The organism is Faecalibacillus sp. MSK20_93 (assembly GCF_020589945.1).
GTDB lineage: Bacteria > Bacillota_I > Bacilli_A > Erysipelotrichales > Coprobacillaceae > Faecalibacillus > Faecalibacillus intestinalis.
This window is the reverse complement of the sequence record NZ_JAJDKA010000009.1, coordinates 52687-70411: the sequence shown is the minus strand read 5'-3', so window position 1 is coordinate 70411 and position 17725 is coordinate 52687. Positions and strand designations below refer to the sequence as shown.

At 31.1% G+C, this 17725-nt stretch carries 12 protein-coding genes; all 12 read right to left on the bottom strand.

The window, feature by feature from the left end:
- Positions 1–411: 411 nt before the first annotated feature.
- The 12 genes from nifJ to tsaD all read right to left on the bottom strand — a co-directional run bounded on the left by nifJ (position 412) and on the right by tsaD (position 17725).
- Positions 412–3921 carry a pyruvate:ferredoxin (flavodoxin) oxidoreductase gene (nifJ, locus tag LJD34_RS04705; RefSeq protein WP_175301100.1) on the bottom strand — a complete coding sequence of 1170 codons (3510 nt, stop codon included), beginning with the start codon at positions 3919–3921 and terminating at the stop codon, positions 412–414.
- Between the two features lie 122 nt (positions 3922–4043).
- Positions 4044–4499, bottom strand: coding sequence for a hypothetical protein (locus tag LJD34_RS04700; RefSeq protein ID WP_032090302.1), 456 nt, complete (start codon positions 4497–4499; stop codon positions 4044–4046).
- A gap of 9 nt (positions 4500–4508) precedes the next feature.
- Positions 4509–5126 carry a rhomboid family intramembrane serine protease gene (locus tag LJD34_RS04695; protein ID WP_227359301.1) on the bottom strand — a complete coding sequence of 206 codons (618 nt, stop codon included), beginning with the start codon at positions 5124–5126 and terminating at the stop codon, positions 4509–4511.
- On the bottom strand, positions 5110–6117 hold the full coding sequence (locus tag LJD34_RS04690) for a DNA-processing protein DprA (RefSeq protein ID WP_032090304.1): 1008 nt from the start codon (positions 6115–6117) through the stop codon (positions 5110–5112). The genes LJD34_RS04695 and LJD34_RS04690 overlap by 17 nt, the downstream gene beginning before the upstream one ends.
- Positions 6118–6350: 233 nt before the next feature.
- Positions 6351–7250, bottom strand: coding sequence for an alpha/beta hydrolase fold domain-containing protein (locus tag LJD34_RS04685; protein ID WP_227359300.1), 900 nt, complete (start codon positions 7248–7250; stop codon positions 6351–6353).
- Positions 7251–7354: 104 nt separating this feature from the next.
- Positions 7355–9988 carry a pyruvate, phosphate dikinase gene (gene ppdK / locus LJD34_RS04680; protein ID WP_022000896.1) on the bottom strand — a complete coding sequence of 878 codons (2634 nt, stop codon included), beginning with the start codon at positions 9986–9988 and terminating at the stop codon, positions 7355–7357.
- Between the two features lie 154 nt (positions 9989–10142).
- Positions 10143–11726 carry a DEAD/DEAH box helicase gene (locus LJD34_RS04675; protein WP_227359299.1) on the bottom strand — a complete coding sequence of 528 codons (1584 nt, stop codon included), beginning with the start codon at positions 11724–11726 and terminating at the stop codon, positions 10143–10145.
- A 64-nt stretch (positions 11727–11790) separates the two neighbouring features.
- A complete protein-coding gene (locus LJD34_RS04670) occupies positions 11791–13173 on the bottom strand; it encodes a D-2-hydroxyacid dehydrogenase (RefSeq protein WP_227359298.1) in 1383 nt (460 codons plus the stop codon).
- A complete protein-coding gene (locus tag LJD34_RS04665; RefSeq protein ID WP_227359297.1) occupies positions 13157–14623 on the bottom strand; it encodes a metallophosphoesterase family protein in 1467 nt (488 codons plus the stop codon). Before LJD34_RS04665 ends, LJD34_RS04670 begins: the two co-directional genes overlap by 17 nt.
- A 52-nt stretch (positions 14624–14675) precedes the next feature.
- Complete coding sequence (gene asnS, locus LJD34_RS04660; protein WP_119363513.1) at positions 14676–16058, bottom strand: asparagine--tRNA ligase; 1383 nt, start codon at positions 16056–16058, stop codon at positions 14676–14678.
- A gap of 10 nt (positions 16059–16068) precedes the next feature.
- Complete coding sequence (locus LJD34_RS04655) at positions 16069–16701, bottom strand: redox-sensing transcriptional repressor Rex (RefSeq protein ID WP_032090309.1); 633 nt, start codon at positions 16699–16701, stop codon at positions 16069–16071.
- Position 16702: 1 nt separating this feature from the next.
- A complete protein-coding gene (tsaD, locus tag LJD34_RS04650; RefSeq protein WP_032090310.1) occupies positions 16703–17725 on the bottom strand; it encodes a tRNA (adenosine(37)-N6)-threonylcarbamoyltransferase complex transferase subunit TsaD in 1023 nt (340 codons plus the stop codon).

Below are 17725 nucleotides of genomic sequence, written 5' to 3'. Positions count from 1 at the left end.
CTCTCCATTGTCCTTCTATCTCTTCAGACAACTTTGGTCTGTTTAGCTCTTTTTTTGTTTTCTGTTTATTTCTAAACTCTCATTGACGTTGTGTTTTATTCTTTCCTGTTCAGTTTTCAATGTCCTCTCACTCGTCTCTCTCGTCGAGTGCCCATTTATATTACCATCCTCTCTCCCTTTTGTAAAGCTTTTTCTTGTCCTTTTTTTATTTTTTTCTCTTTTTCACTCTTTTTCTGCCTTTATATCAACGTTTTTCCCATTGGTCTTTTTTTATTGTTTTTTTATGATTTGGTGTTTATAGAGTATTTTAGATACTAAAGAATGAATTTATTACTTTTAAAAATCGATTATTTTATATTTAATAACTACAAAAAAATCCATTTGGAATTAACCAAATGGATTTCATTTTAATTATTGAGCCATTTTTTCTAGACGAGCACGACGTTTTTGTGCATCAGCTTGACATTTAGCCATTAATTGTTCTGCATGTTCTGGATTTACTTTTAATAATTGTGAGAATCTGTTTTCACCTAATAAGTAATCTTTAAATCCATCAAAGTTTGGAGTCTTAGAATCTAATTGTAATGGATTCTTTCCTTGTTCTTCTAATCTTGGATCATATCTTAATAAGTTGAAATATCCACAATCAATTGCACGTTTTTGTTCAGCTTGATGATTTGCTAAACCACCTTTAATACCATGTGCTTGACATGGAGCATAAGCAATAATTAATGATGGTCCATCATAACTTTCAGCTTCTTTCATTGCTTTAATTGTTTGTGCAGGATTTGCACCCATAGCAATTTGTGCAACATAAACATGACCGTAAGCCATAGCGATTTGTGCTAAATCTTTCTTAGCTCCTGTTTTACCACCAGCAGTAAATTTAGCAATTGAACCAGCTTGAGATGATTTAGAAGATTGTCCACCTGTATTTGAATATACTTCAGTATCCAATACTAAAATATTAACATTTTCATTATTAGCGATAACATGATCTAATCCACCATAACCGATGTCATAAGCCCATCCATCTCCACCAACAATCCATTGAGATTTAGAAACTAAGTTACCTTTATTATCTAAAACTTCTTTAATCGCATCATTTGAAGATGCTTCAACTAATTTTAATAATTCTGGAACAATTGCTTTTTCTTCGCTTCTTTGTCCTTTTACAGATAAGTATTTTTCAATAGTTTCTTTTAATTCGGGTTCACAAGCATCTTTAGCTTCTTCCATTACTTGAATCATATGAGCTTCATTATAGTTTTGAGCTAATTTCATACCATAACCAAATTCAGCATTATCTTCAAATAATGAGTTACACCATGCTGGACCTTGACCATTTTTGTCAGTTGTAAATGGTGTAGATGGTGTAGAACCAGAATAAATTGAACTACATCCTGTAGCATTTGCAATCATCATATCTGATCCAAATAATTGAGTTGCTAATCTATAATATGGAGTTTCTCCACATCCTGGACAAGCACCAGATACTTCAAAGTATGGTCTCTTGAATCCAACACCTTTTACAGTAGTTGTAGGATATTTATCATCACGATATTCTACTTCTTTATAGATATAATCAGCTAATGGAGCATGTTCTAATTCTTCATGAACATTAACCATTTTTAAAGCTTCACCTTTTTTATTTCCTAAACATTGTTCAACACATAAACCGCATCCAACACAGTTATCTGGTGAAACTTGAATTCTATAAGATAATCCGTCAACACCTTTACCCATAGGTTTTAAAACATCATTAGAGATATCTTCTGGTGCATTAGCGATTTCTTCATCAGTCATTAAGAACGCACGAATTGTAGCATGAGGACAAACCATAACACAGTTATTACATTGGATACAGTCATCTTTATTCCATTGAGGGACCATAGTCGCAATTCCACGTTTTTCCATATAAGCCATTCCAGATTTCATAGAACCATCTAATTTATCCATGAATGCTGAAACTGGTAAATCATTACCATCTAATGCGTTGATCACAGAAACGAAATTATCAAAATGATCATCACCTGTTAATTTCTTAGTTTCTTGGATTTCTAAATCAGCCCATTTTGGATCAACTGTTACTTCTTCAATTGCATCTTTACCAGCATCAATTGCTTTGTAGTTTAATTGAACAATGGCATCACCTTTTTTACTATAAGATTTTTTAGCCATTTCTTTCATATATTCAACAGCTTTATCAATTGGTAAAATTTGTGGGTTTAATGCAAAGAAGGCAGATTGTAAAATAGTATTTGTACGGCGTCCCATCCCAATTTCCATAGCAATCTTATTAGCATTAATAATATAGAATTTAGCATTCTTTGTAGCTAATTGTTTTTTCACTCTATTTGGTAAATAGTCAGCAACTTCTTCTTTAGAGAATTCTGTATTTAATAAGAATGAACCATTTTTCTTTAAGTTTTTCAACATATCATATTTTAATACATAATTATCTAATGAGCATGAGATAAAGTCTGCATTATTTACATAATATGTAGCACGAATTGGTGAAGCCCCAAATCTTAAGTTAGAACGAGTTGTTCCACCTGCTTTTTTACTATCATAAGCAAAGTAAGCTTGAGAATATAAATCTGTATGATCACCAATAATTTTAATAGATGATTTATTAGCTGATACAGTACCATCTGATCCTAAACCATAGAATAGACATTCTGTATAGTCACCTGTTACATTAAATTCTTCAGTTGGTAATGATAAATGAGTAACATCATCAACAATACCAATAGTAAAACTATTGAATGGATTATCAGAATTCAAATGATCATAAACAGCTTTAATTTGAGCAGGGTTTGTATCTTTAGAACCCATACCATAACGTCCACCAATTAAAACATCCGCATCTTTTACAACACTGCATACATCTAAGTATAATGGTTCACCAGCAGATCCTGGTTCTTTTGTACGATCTAATACCGCAATTTTCTTAGCTGAAGCAGGTAATACTTTTAATAAGTATTTTGCTGAGAATGGACGATATAAATGAACTTTAACTAAACCAACTTTTTCTCCAGATTTAGCCATTTCATCAATTGTATCTTTAATTGTTTCAGTAACAGAACCCATAGCGATAATAACTCTATCAGCATTTGGATCACCATAATAAGTAAATGGTGCATATTCTCTACCTGTTACTTCTGAGATTTTTTTCATGTAATCAGCAGCGATTTCTACAACTGCATCGATATGTTTATTTTGAGCTTCTCTACCTTGGAAGTAGATATCATCGTTTTCAGCTCCCCCACGTTCAATTGGGTTTGTATGAGGATTTAATGCATTTGCTTTAAATTTAGCTAAAGCTTCTTTATCTAATAAGCTTTCTAATACATCATAATCCATAACTTCTACTTTTTGAATTTCATGAGATGTTCTAAATCCATCAAAGAAGTGCATTACTGGAACAGACCCTTTAATTGCTGTTAAGTGAGCAACTCCTCCTAAATCCATTACTTCTTGTACTGAGTGTGAACAAATCATTGGAATACCTGTTTGACGACAAGCATACACGTCTTGATGATCCCCAAAGATATTAAGTGAACGAGTTGCTAAAGCACGTGCAGCAACATGGAATACACCTGGTAAATTTTCACCAACAATTTTATAAAGGTTTGGGATCATTAATAACAATCCTTGAGATGCAGTAAATGTAGTTGCTAGAGCACCACCTTGTAAAGCCCCATGAACTGCACCTGCAGCACCTGCTTCTGATTGCATTTCAATAACATTCACAGGAGACCCAAAGATATTCTTCATTCCATTTGCAGCCCATGCTTCAGCATGTTCAGCCATTGGAGATGAAGGTGTGATTGGATAGATACTTGCTACTTCAGAAAATGCATATGCAACATGAGCAGCAGCTTGGTTCCCATCCATTGACAAATATTTCTTAGCCATAATTAAAAAATTCCTCCTTTTGCTTCTATTATTATACTACTTTCCAAACATTTTGACTACACGAATTCATGAATTCGCTTACTATTTCTATCAAAAATAAAAAATAGGACCTTATAGTCCTACTAATTTTTACTTGTTATATACGCTGTCATTGCTCCAATAGCTATAAAAACTAAAGAAAAAAGATTGCTAAACTGTCCTATCGCTAATTGAATAGCTATCATCAAAGTAAGAGATTGACCCCAAAAAGCATAATATGTCAATATCGGTGTAAACAGCGTTCCAAGTAGATAGCATATCACTGAAATGATCCCAACTTTTTCGCTTCCATAACGTGCTATTTTTAAAACAATAAAACCTGTAAAATAACCTGTTAAAATATCAAAATATGAAAAGCTCCACCCTATTTGTAAACTAATAAAATCAAAAGCAATTGTTGAAAAAATAGCAATTACTGTACCAACAACAAACATTTTTATATAATCACTTATTGATAAATGATAATCATTATTTTGGTTAAAAAACTTTTTGGCCTCTTGCCTTTGTTTATATTCATTGTATTTTTCTTGTAAATTCATTATATCCCCCTAATTTATTATTCTTTCTTTCTTTTTTGAATCTATATTTTCTAAAACAAACGTTGCAACAAATCCACCAATCATTCCGCCCAAATGACCCACTAAAGAAATCGAAGGAACAGCCACCGAAATAAAAAGCATCAATACAACACTAGAAACAATTTGTTTAAACAAATAGCTATACACATCACCATATAAAACAGATAGTGCTAAAAGCGAACCAATAAGTCCAAAAATAACACCGGAAATACCACCCATCACACTATTTGTACCAATATTAAATAATAAAAATAACAAATAAGAAAATAATGTTGTCGAAATCATCGAAACTACAATAACGATAATATATTTTTTCTCTTTTAATATTTTTTCCATTAACATTCCTAAATTATATAAAGAATAAACATTACAAAAAATATGCATTAAACCAAAATGAATAAAATTAGCTGTAATCAACCGGTAATATTCATGATAGTAATAAACATACAAAGGATTAAAACCTCCAACTTGTATCCCTTGCATAGCAGACATTGATAAACCATATTTTAACGAAGTATACAGATATGTAATAACATTCACAGCCATCAAAAAGTATGTAATTTTATATATTTTATATTCTTGATTCATTCGTATCTCCTATAAATTCAAATATTGACATTTGATCAATATTAACTTCTTCTATATTTTCTTTTTTATTAAGTTCATAAATCATCTCAAAACTTGTATCTGAAACAATATTTTTTATATAAATTGGTACTGTTTTCATTTCTAGTAGTCTTTGATTTCCAAAACAATCATTATCAAGAACCAATGAAACAGTCCAATTATGATGCATATTATGCATGATTGTAAACCAAGTAGCACCACTATTTATTTTACTTGAAACAACAATTTGAAACATTGACAAAGCACATACATAACTATTTCTATCAATAGCATGAGTAACAGTAAATCTTTTAGCAGGATCAACAGCACTTAAAAAAACAACCTTTCCCATTCTAATACTCTTTTTATATTCTTGTATTTTATTTAGCATATTTTCACAAACAAAGCAAATTATTTGACTATGATGATGCAATCCATAATGAAAGGCTTCTTGATCAATTCCTTTACAATCATTAGAAATCAACCATTTATCTTCATTATTGATCTTATCAACAAGTCGTTTAACATATCCTTTTTCTTTTTTAGAAACTGTTTGCAATCCCGTAATAGAAATACCTTCAAATTTCACCGGTAATGTTCCTGCAATAAATAAGCAAAGGGGTGCACTCTTTTTCATTTTCTTGATTAGATTTTGAGGATACTCTTCATCATATTTAGTAATAATACGAATTCCTTGTTGTTCATATTCATGCAATTTTTTTAAAAAAAACTGTATCGATTTCATTCGTCGCACAATTTTATATGCACTATATTCAGAAATATCTAATATGTCCATTAATTCATCACTATTTAACCCAAAAAGACTGCTTGGACCATTTAACCCATGAACTTTTAAATTTTTTTCGACTTCCAACCACTCGTCATTTGTTAAAGCAGCTTCATCATACGCATATAAATCACATGTACATAACATCGTTGCCAAACTATTTAAATTCAACATTATTTTTTCCATAATACTCACCTTTATAATTATTATAGACCAATCTTAACATAAAAAAAAGCTATGATGATATTTCATCATAGCAATCATTAAAAGACAACAACTAATAACATTTTAAATTGTTCTTTTCCATAGACTGCATGTGGCAACCCAGCAGGCATTACAATTGATTCTCCTTTATCAAAAGAAAAAAAGTTACACTTAACGCTTCATTTTGTACTAATGTTTTACCATATTCCTATTTATTAATCATGAGCTATGCTCTTTTTTATAAATTTAATTACTTCATCAAGCATTTCTTCACAAAAGAACATAGGTCCACCATGATCTGCCCCTTTCATACGATAAAAAATAACTTCTTTATTTTTATCTTTTAAAGCCTTATAAAGTTTAACACTTTGTTTAAACGCAACTAAACGATCCTTTGTTCCATGAGCAATTAAAATAGGTGGAATATCACCATCTAAATATGTCATTGGACTTGTTTGGCGAGCGATACCTAAATGTTCTAAAACATTTTTTCTTCCAATTAAATATCCTTCTGGACTATCGGGTTGTTGATGATTTTCTGTTGTTGGGAAACCATCTTCCATCGTAATATCAACCACACCATAAAAATCAATAATAGCACGTACTTCATTAGAATATTCAGAATATAAATTACCGTTAAATAATGGTAATTTACTTGTAAGTCCACTTACTAAAGCTACATGTCCACCTGATGAATCACCAAATAAAAAAACATTTTGTTCATCAATAAAATATTCTTCATGATGTTTTCTTAAAAAACGAATTGCTGTTTTGGTATCCTCTATTTGTGCTGGAAAAGGCGCTAAATCACTTTCACGATATTGTACAATAGCTACAACAAAACCTTGTTTACATAAATAATTAAGTTGTCCTACATGTTGATAAACATTTTGTTTATGCCAAGCAGACCCTTGAACATAGACAATTAGTGGATATTTTTCATTTTCCATTACCCTTTTACGAGGTACTAATATTTGTAAAATACGACTGATTCCATCAATATTCATATATTCAACATCAGGAATATACATAGTATCCATTTCTTGATCAGACATGATACGTGTTTGCATTTCCTCAATAAAAGTTTCATCTTCTATCATTTCTTCATACGTCATTTTATCATCTCCTAATTTTTATTATTTCACTAAAAAAAGAGAACTTCAATAATTGAATTTCACACAAATAAAAAGAGAGTAGTTTTCACTACCCTCCTTATAAACTATTTACCCATTTTTTCTTTAACAGCAGCTTGAGCAGCAGCTAAACGTGCTAATGGTACACGGTATGGAGAACATGAAACATAAGTTAAACCTATTCTATGACAGAATTCAACAGTTCTAGGATCTCCACCATGTTCACCACAGATACCTAATTTAATATCTGGACGAACTGGTTTAGCTTTATTAATAGCAATTTGCATTAATTGTCCAACACCATTTTCATCAATGTGAGCAAATGGATCAGATTCAAAGATGTTCTTAGTATAATATTCATTTAAGAATTTAGCAGCATCATCACGAGAGAATCCATAAGTCATTTGAGTTAAGTCATTTGTACCAAATGAGAAGAATTCAGCTTCTTTTGCGATTTCATCTGCAGTTAATGCAGCACGAGGAATTTCAATCATTGTACCAACTTTATATGGTAATTCAACACCTGCTTCTTCGATAATTGCATCAGCAGTTTTACATACGACATCTTTAACATATTTTAATTCTTTAATATCTCCAACTAATGGAATCATAATTTCTGGAACAACGTTTTGTCCTTCTTTATTAACAGCAATTGCAGCTTCAATAACAGCTCTTGTTTGCATTTCAGCAATTTCTGGATAAGTTACTGCTAAACGGCATCCACGATGACCCATCATTGGGTTGAATTCTTTTAATGATTCAACACGTGCTTTTAACGCATCAAATGTCATACCTAAACTTTCAGCTAAAGGTCTGATTTCTTCATCTGTATGTGGTAAGAATTCATGTAAAGGTGGATCCAAGAAACGAATTGTTACCGGATAGATTTCCATTGCCTTAAATAATTCTTTAAAGTCAGATCTTTGATATGGTAAGATTTTTTCTAGCGCTTCTTTTCTTGCTTCTACTGTTTCAGCAGTAATCATACGTCTGAAGTTGAAAATTCTTTCTTCTTCGAAGAACATATGTTCTGTTCTACATAAACCAATACCTTCTGCCCCAAATTTACGAGCTTGTAAAGCATCTCTTGGAGTATCAGCATTTGTTCTAACTTTTAATGTACGTACATCATCAGCCCATGACATAAATGTTTCAAAGTCACCACTGATTTCAGGTTCTACAGTTTTAATTCTTTCACCGTAAACATTACCTGTACTTCCATCTAATGACATATAGTCACCTTCATGATATTTTTTACCATCTGGTGTCATTAATACTTTAGCTTCTTCATCAACTCTTAAGCTTCCGCATCCACATACACAACAAGTACCCATACCACGAGCAACTACAGCTGCATGTGATGTCATACCACCACGGATAGTTAAGATACCATGAGCAATATTCATACCTTCGATATCTTCTGGTGAAGTTTCAAGACGAACTAATAAGATATCTTGAACACCATTTTTATGAGCTTCAATAACATCTTCTGCAGTGAAATAAATACGTCCTGTTGCAGCACCTGGAGAAGCAGCTAATCCTGTAGCTACAACTTGAGCACATTTCAATGAAGTTTCTTCAAAGTTTGGATGTAATAATTGATCTAATTGTCTTGGTTCTACTTTTAATAATGCTTGTTCTTTAGTAATCATTCCTTCATTTACTAAATCAACCGCAATTTTTAAAGCGGCTTGTGCAGTTCTTTTACCATTACGAGTTTGTAACATGAATAATTTACCATTTTCAATAGTAAATTCCATATCTTGCATATCTCTATAATGTTCTTCTAGAATGTCACATACTTTACAGAATTGTTCATAACATTCTGGCATAACATCATTTAATGTCGCAATTGGTTGTGGTGTACGAATACCAGCAACAACGTCTTCACCTTGTGCATTCATTAAGTATTCACCGAATAATTTCTTTTCACCAGTTGCAGGGTTACGAGTGAAGGCAACACCTGTACCAGAAGTATCTCCTGTATTACCATAAACCATTTGTTGAACGTTTACAGCAGTTCCCCATGAACCAGGAATATCATTTAAACGTCTGTAAGTGATTGCACGATCATTGTTCCATGAACGGAATACAGCTTTGATTGCTTCCATTAATTGAACTTTTGGATCTTGTGGGAATTCAACTCCCGCATGTTTTTTGTATTCTTCTTTATAAATAGCAACAACTTCTTTTAAATCTTCAGCAGTTAAATCTGTATCAAATTCAACCCCTTTTTCTTCTTTGATATCATCAAATTTTCTTTCAAATGAGCTTTTTGGGAATCCCATAACAACATCTGCGAACATTTGAATGAATCTTCTATAACTATCATATACGAATCTTTCATTATTTGTAATTTTAGTAAATCCAGTAGCTACTTCATCATTTAAACCTAAGTTTAAAACAGTATCCATCATACCTGGCATTGATTCTCTTGCTCCAGAACGAACAGATACTAACAATGGATTTGTTGGATCTCCTAATTTTTTTCCAGTTTCAGCTTCTAATTCAGCTAATTTATTATCAATTTGCGCACAAATTTCAGGTGAAATTTGTTTTCCATCTTCATAATAAGCAGTACAAGCTTCTGTTGATACAGTAAATCCTTGTGGAACAGGTAAACCAATGCTTGTCATTTCAGCTAAGTTTGCACCTTTACCTCCAAGGATGACTCTCATATCTTTATTTCCTTCTTTGAATGAGTAAACATATTGTTTCATTTCAATCAATCCTCCTAATTAATCAACTAATATAATTATACACATGATAGCCCTTACATTCAAGTATAAATTGATACCGCTTTCATAAAATTTTATTAATTATGTTGATTCTATCGCCTTTAATTTTTTTTAAAAAAATAGAACAAGAAACAGCCTAACGGCTATTTGCTTGCTCTATTTCTACTTTTCGTCCATTTAATTTTTCTTTTTGACAATGTCTCATTACTTTTTTTACAGCTTTATCATTAATATTTACAAACGTAAACTTTCTTTTAATATCAATTCCTTGAATATCACTTTCTCTAATATTTGCCTTTGAGACCAAGAAATGAATAATATCTTTTTTCTTTACTTTATCCATAGATCCTACCGTTAAAAATAAACGTGTATAACCTTCACTTGCACCTTTTTTACGTTTTGATGAAGATTCAAGTTTTTCTTTTGTATAAGGAAAACCAATTTCTTGATTTAAAGATAATTCTATTAAAGCTGCCGTTACATCTTTTAACATATGATTTTCAATTTGATTTACCAAATCTTTCATTGGTTTATGTTCTCCATGTAAAATCATATCTTCTAATTTATACATTAATTCTGTTACTTTATGTTGGTGAATTTGTGTTAATGTTGGTACTTCTAATTTTTCAATATGAGATTTTGTTTTTCTTTCAATCTCTTTTAAATAGCGTTCTTCTTTTCCTACAACAATTGTATAGGCTTTTCCTTCACGATTCGCACGCCCTGTACGTCCAATACGATGTACATAAAGATCTACTTCTTGAGGTAATTCATAGTTGATAACATGACTAATATTTTCTACATCAATTCCTCTAGCAGCAACATCTGTTGCAATTAAATAATGAATTGTTCCCTCTTTGAATTTCTTTAAAGTTCTCATACGATGATCTTGATTTAAATCACCATGCATCGCTTCTACATTATAATTGGCCTTTTGCATTTGTTCCGTTACTTCATCAACGCTTCTTTTAGTACGACAGAAAATAATTCCTGATTGTACAGTTTCACTATCAATAATACGACATAATGTTTCAAAACGGTCTTTTTGTTTAACTTCAAAATAATATTGTTTAACTGTATTAGCTGTCACTGTTTTTTGTTTAACTTGAATATGCTTATAATCTGGTTTCATATAATTTTTCGCAATTTTTTTAATACCTTCTGGCATCGTTGCAGAAAACAACATCGTTGTATGTTCTGGATTTGTCTTAGAAATAATCGTTTCAATATCTTCTACAAATCCCATATTCAACATTTCATCAGCTTCATCTAAAACCACGTAAGAAACTTCATCTAGTTGAAGTACTTTACGTCTCATTAAATCCATCATTCTTCCCGGTGTTCCTACGACAATATCAACACCTTTTTTAATCGATTTAATTTGTTTTTCAATACCACTACCACCATAAACACAAGCAAAACGTAAAGAACTGTATTTTCCAAGTTTTTTTAATTCTTCATGAATTTGCATGGTAAGTTCTCTTGTTGGTGATAAAATATACGCTTGTGGTTTCTTTTTTCTTTCTTTTAAATTTGTAAGTAAAATACTTGAAAACGCCAAAGTTTTTCCTGTTCCTGTTTGTGCTTGTCCAATGACATCATAGCCTTCCAAAATAACAGGGATAATATTTTCTTGAATAGGTGTTGGTTTTTCAAAACCTAATTCATTGATTGATTTTAATAATGCTTCACTTAATCCTAATTTTTCAAATTTATTCATTCATTTTCTCCTCAAGTTTTTCGAGTATAACATAATTCATTTTAAAATGCAAAAAAAGAATGCATTAACATACATTCTTTAAATCACCCTTTAAAAAACCTTGAATATTATCAACGACTAAATCAAACAAACGATTTCTTGCTTCTACTGTTGCCCATGCAATATGAGGTGTCATTAAAAGTTTTGAAGCATCATTAATTTGTAGCAAAGGACTTTCTTTTGCAAGTGGTTCTCTTTCAAAAACATCGAGTCCTGCCCCGGCAATTTCATTATTTTGTAAAGCTTCAACCAGTGCTTCTTCATCAACAATACCACCACGTCCTACATTAATTAAAATCGCTTCTTTTTTCATTAACTTAAATGATTCTTCACCAATTAATCCTTTAGTTTGTTCATTTAAAGGACAATGAATAGAAACAATATCACTTGTTTTTAATAATGTTTCTAAATCAACTGAGAGATAATCTTGCTTCGTATTTTTTCCACTTGTTGAATAATACTGAACTTGGCAACCAAAAGCTTCAGCAATTTTAGCAACCGTACGTCCAATATTTCCCATACCAATAATCCCCCATGTTTTTTCATGTAATTCATAAAAACAAGGTCCAATATGACTAAACATACCACTTTCACTATATTGACCACTTTGAACATAATTATGATAATAACTATTTTTATGTAAAAGTTCTAAAGCTAAAGCAAAAGTATGTTGCGCAACACTTAAAGAAGAATACCCTGCCACATTGCATACCGTAATACCACGACGATGACAATAATCTAAATCAACATTATTGACACCTGTTGCTGTAATACAAATAAGTTTTACTTTAGAAGCATATTGTAAGACTTCTTCGGTAAGTAAACATTTATTCGTAATAATGATATCTGCTTCTTTAATACGTTCAATGACTTCTTCTGGATTACTTTGTTTATAAATCGTTACTTGTCCAAATTGATTCAACTTAGAAAGATCAACATCATCTCCTAAACAAACACTATCTAAAAAGACAACGCTAGAACTCTTTTTTTTTAAAATATTTAAAATATCTTCATAAGATTTTCCTGAAAAAAATTTTCCTAAATTGATTGCTTCATTAATATCTAAAATAGAGCTTTCATGATAAATTCCTTTCATTTCATTATCTTCAAATTCAAAACTTAAATATTTATTTAAAAGACAAATCCCTAATGCTCTTGATGTCATTTCTTTATCTTTTTCAATTGTATCTAATATATTTTGAATAAAAGAAGCATCCTCTTGAACACATTTAGTAAGGGCTTCTTCTACTTCAACCCCTTCAAATAAATGATTTCTAAAACCATCATGATAAAGAAATGGTAAAACTACATCATAAACACTCATTGGAACATGCCCATACCCTTTTGTAAAGTTATATAGGATTGCAAGTCCTAAATTTTCATCTTTCATCTTATCTACTAACTTCATTTTGATCCTCCATAAATAATTTTATTTTTACACGATGTCTTTCTTGTTTTGTAAGATCATCATAGAATACAAAACAATACTTAAACGCTTGATCTTTACGATTATATTTCAATAAATTATAACTTAAATAACTGCTTTTTCTTTCTCTGGTACCTCCTCCACACGAAGAACCTCCTGCCATAATATATGTATTTCCTTTTTTTACAACACAAGGAATATGCTTGTGTCCATGGAAAATATAACGTACATGATGTTTTTCTAACCAATACATTACATCTTGAGCATCCACAAGGGCTTTTGTCGAGTCAGCAATTTTCCCCATGAATAGTTTTTCATTCCATTTTATTTTCAAAAAATCATCTTTTCTAAGTGGCATTAAATGATGATGCATCATAGCAATCAAAGTATAATCCTCTAAATGATTAATAGATAATAACTCATCTTCAATTTCTTGTAAAAGTCTTTGCCCGACCATTCCCCTTGCTAGATTTCCTTGGGAAGTAGAATCTATTTTGATCACAATCATTTTAACATCCGGATAAACTTTAATATTTTCTCCTAGCAAATAAGCTACCACTTTTGTCTTTTGTTTTTTTAAAAGATTCAAGCCATAAACAATGACATCATGATTTCCTAAAATAAACGTTACATCACTATGATATTTCCTTTTTAAACGATTCATAAAATGAGAGGCTGCATACATATTTTTACGATTAGGCGAATTCATTAGATCACCCGTAATCAAAAATTTAAGTTGATGATCATGAGGAAGCATATGATAAAGTTCATCTAGACTATCTTGTAATACAATAAGTCCATTGTCTGTTTTCTTTGTTCCTAAATGAAGATCACTTAGTTGTATAAAATATTGATCTTCATTTGTTTGACATTTCTTTTCAAAAATCTTATTTGTTTCTATTAGTCTAAAACATTCTTTTACTTCCTCTATGTTTTTTACAGGATAAAAAATACTTTGCTCTCCTTTAAATATAAAAACACCAGGCCAACGATCTATTTGATAAAGAGCATTTAAAAACAGATGAAAAGGTCCATATAAAGAGATATCTTCTTTCAATGCCTTTTTTATACAAAAAACGCGCATCAAATCATAATTATAACTATTATCAAAATTTTCCAAGAATTGCTGATCGATTCCCGATAATAAAATGACTTGATATTTTTCTTTTTCCTTTGCTATATATTTATGAAAATCATGTGCATAACTTGTTTTAAAAGCCGTATCATAGGTTTCAAAGTTTTTACTTCTAAAAAGTAACTCACATTCATTTTTTTGAATTTGATGTACAAATGGAAATTTTATATTTTGTTTTGTTAACCAATTTTTAAATTCTCCAAGTTGTTCGTAACTTGCATACACATTCCTAAATGACTTATTACCGTCTTTAAAAATAAAATTAAAATAGAGATTCATCAAATCATATTCATTCATGTGTGTCACCTCCCACATATTATACACAAAAAAAAGCCTAACGAATAGGCTTTTAGAATTTTAAATTTCTTGGAGTTCTTGGGAATGGTTCAACATCTCTAATATTTTGCATACCTGTTAAATACATTAAGAAACGATCGAATCCTAAACCAAATCCAGCATGTTTACATCCACCAAAACGACGTAGATCCATGTACCATTGTAATCCTTCTTTGGCCATTCCTTTTTCATCCATAATTTTTTCTAAGACATCATATCTTTCTTCACGTTGTGATCCACCAACAAGTTCACCAATTCCTGGAACAAGTAAATCACAAGCAGCTACTGTTTTACCATCATCATTTAAACGCATATAGAATGCTTTGATTTCTTTAGGGTAATCTGTTAAAAATACTGGTCCACCAACAATTTTTTCACAGATATAACGTTCGTGTTCTGAATTTAAATCCATACCCCATTCTACTTTATTTTCAAATTTAACATCTGCTTTTAATAAATAATCGATTGCTTCTGTATAAGTCATACGTTTAAAATCACTATCTCTAACTGCTTTGATACGTTTGATACATTCTTTATCAATCATGCTTTCAAAGAATTTCATTTCTTCTGGTGCATTATCTAAGACATAATCAATACAGTATTTAACCATATCTTCAATTAAATCCATATCATCTTCTAAGTCAGCAAAAGCAATTTCAGGTTCAATCATCCAGAATTCACTAGCATGTCTTGAAGTATTTGAATTTTCCGCTCTAAAGGCAGGTCCAAATGTATAAACATCACGATATGTTAAAGCAAAAGCTTCAACATGTAATTGTCCTGTAACTGTAAGATAAGCTTCTTTTCCAAAGAAATCTTTATCAAATTCTGTATTATCGATTGTTGTTGCTCTAAACATTTCTCCAGCACCTTCACCATCATTTGAAGTAATGATTGGTGTATGGACATAAACGAATCCTTGGTTTTGGAAGAATTCATGAATAGCCATTGATAAAACAGATCTTAATCTAAAGATTGCATAAAAAGTATTTGCTCTTGGTCTTAAGTGAGGAATTTCTCTCATGTATTCAAAAGAATGTCTTTTCTTTTGTAATGGGAAATCTTCATCACAAGTTCCTTCAACCACTAAATGTGTTGCTTCAATTTCAAAAGGTTGTTTTCCATCTGGTGTTAATTTTAATTTACCAGTTACTTTAACAGCACTTCCTGTAGAAATATGAGAAGCTTCTTCATAATTATCAATAATTTCATCTAAATAAACAACTTGTACATTTTTAAAATATGTTCCATCATTTAAAGCTAAAAATCCGACTTTCCCACTATTTCTATTTGTACGGATCCATCCTTGTAATTCAACATATTCAATACCATCTAATTGGTCTCTATCATTGATATATAATTCATATAATTCTCTTACTGTAATAAATTCAAACATTTTTCTCTCCCTATTCTTGATCATTTGATTTCATTTTAATTACTAATTCTTGAATAGCTACCACAACATCTACTGTTTGGACTTCAACGCCTTCTTGAACCATAAAATGACTATGCGTAAAATCTACAATTCCTTTAATGCCTAATTTCATTAAACGATCCACTGTTTCTTGAACATTTTCTGAAATCGCCAAAATAGCAATTTTACAATCACTTGGAAAAGTTTCTTCCAACTTGTCAATATGACAAATTTTCACACCAAATCTTTCCCCTTCTTTATTTTTATCCATATCATAACCACAAACAATCTTACCTACTGTATATTGCCAACGATTATATTTTAAAATGGCACTTCCTAAATTGCCAACCCCAATTAAAATAATAGGTTCATCTAATCGTAAACCTAAAACTTCACTTAAACCATCTATAAGATGTTTAACATCATAGCCTCTTCCACGTCTACCAAAATTATCCGTTTTTGATAAATATGTAAAATCACGCCTAATTGTTGTATCTTGTATTCCTGTAATTTCAAACAATTCACTCGATAAACATGTTTCTTTTCCTTCATGTTGCATTTTTCTAAGCGCTTTTAAATAAACAGGAAAACGGGACATTGTCGCTTTTGATATTTTTTTCTCCACACTAATCCCCTCCTATTGATTCTAATTCTAAATCAAGATGTGGTTTAATGCCAAGCGATAAATCACTAAACTTATTATTATCATACATAACTTTTCCTGCTAAAGCAATCATCATTGCATTATCTGTACAACATTTCATCGGTGGAAGAGACAATTGTACGTCTTCTAACATGGCAACTTGCTCTTTCATCTTTTCTCTTAAACCCCTATTAGCAGAAACCCCACCAGCTAACATAATTTCTTTAACACCATATTCTTTAGCCGCTCGAATCGTTTTATCGACCAAGACATCAACAACAACATTTTGAAAAGACGTTGCTAAATCATTTTGATTGATTTCTAAACCTTTTTGTCTATGATTATGTGCTAAATTGATTACTGCTGATTTTAAACCACTAAAACTAAAATTATAACTATCATCATCTAATGGTTTAGGTAAATGATAACTTGCCTTTCCTAAATGAGCCATCTTATCTAAAACCGGTCCTCCAGGATAAGGAAGATTTAAAACTCTTCCCACTTTATCATATGCTTCTCCAACAGCATCATCTAAAGTTTCACCAATCACTTCAAAAGAATAAGGATGTTTCATCAAAACAAGCTCTGTATGCCCACCACTGACTACAAGACATAGTGCTGGATAAACAATATCTTTTTCATAATTATTTGCATAAATATGCCCTGCAATATGGTGAACCCCAATTAATGGTTTATCATAAGCCAAAGAAAGTGTTTTAGCGACTTGTAAACCAATATGTAAAGAGCCAACAAGTCCTGGACCTTTTGTTACACAAATAGCATCAAGGTCTTCCATTTTTATATTTGCTTGTTTTAACGTTTCTTTTAAAACAACAGATACACATTCAACATGCTTACGGCTGGCAATTTCAGGGACAACACCACCATACATTGCATGTATGTCGATTTGACTTGCCACGACACTACTTAAAAATTCTCTTTGATCTTTTAAGACAGCCATCGCCATTTCATCACAACTTGATTCAATTGCTAGTAATAATGACAT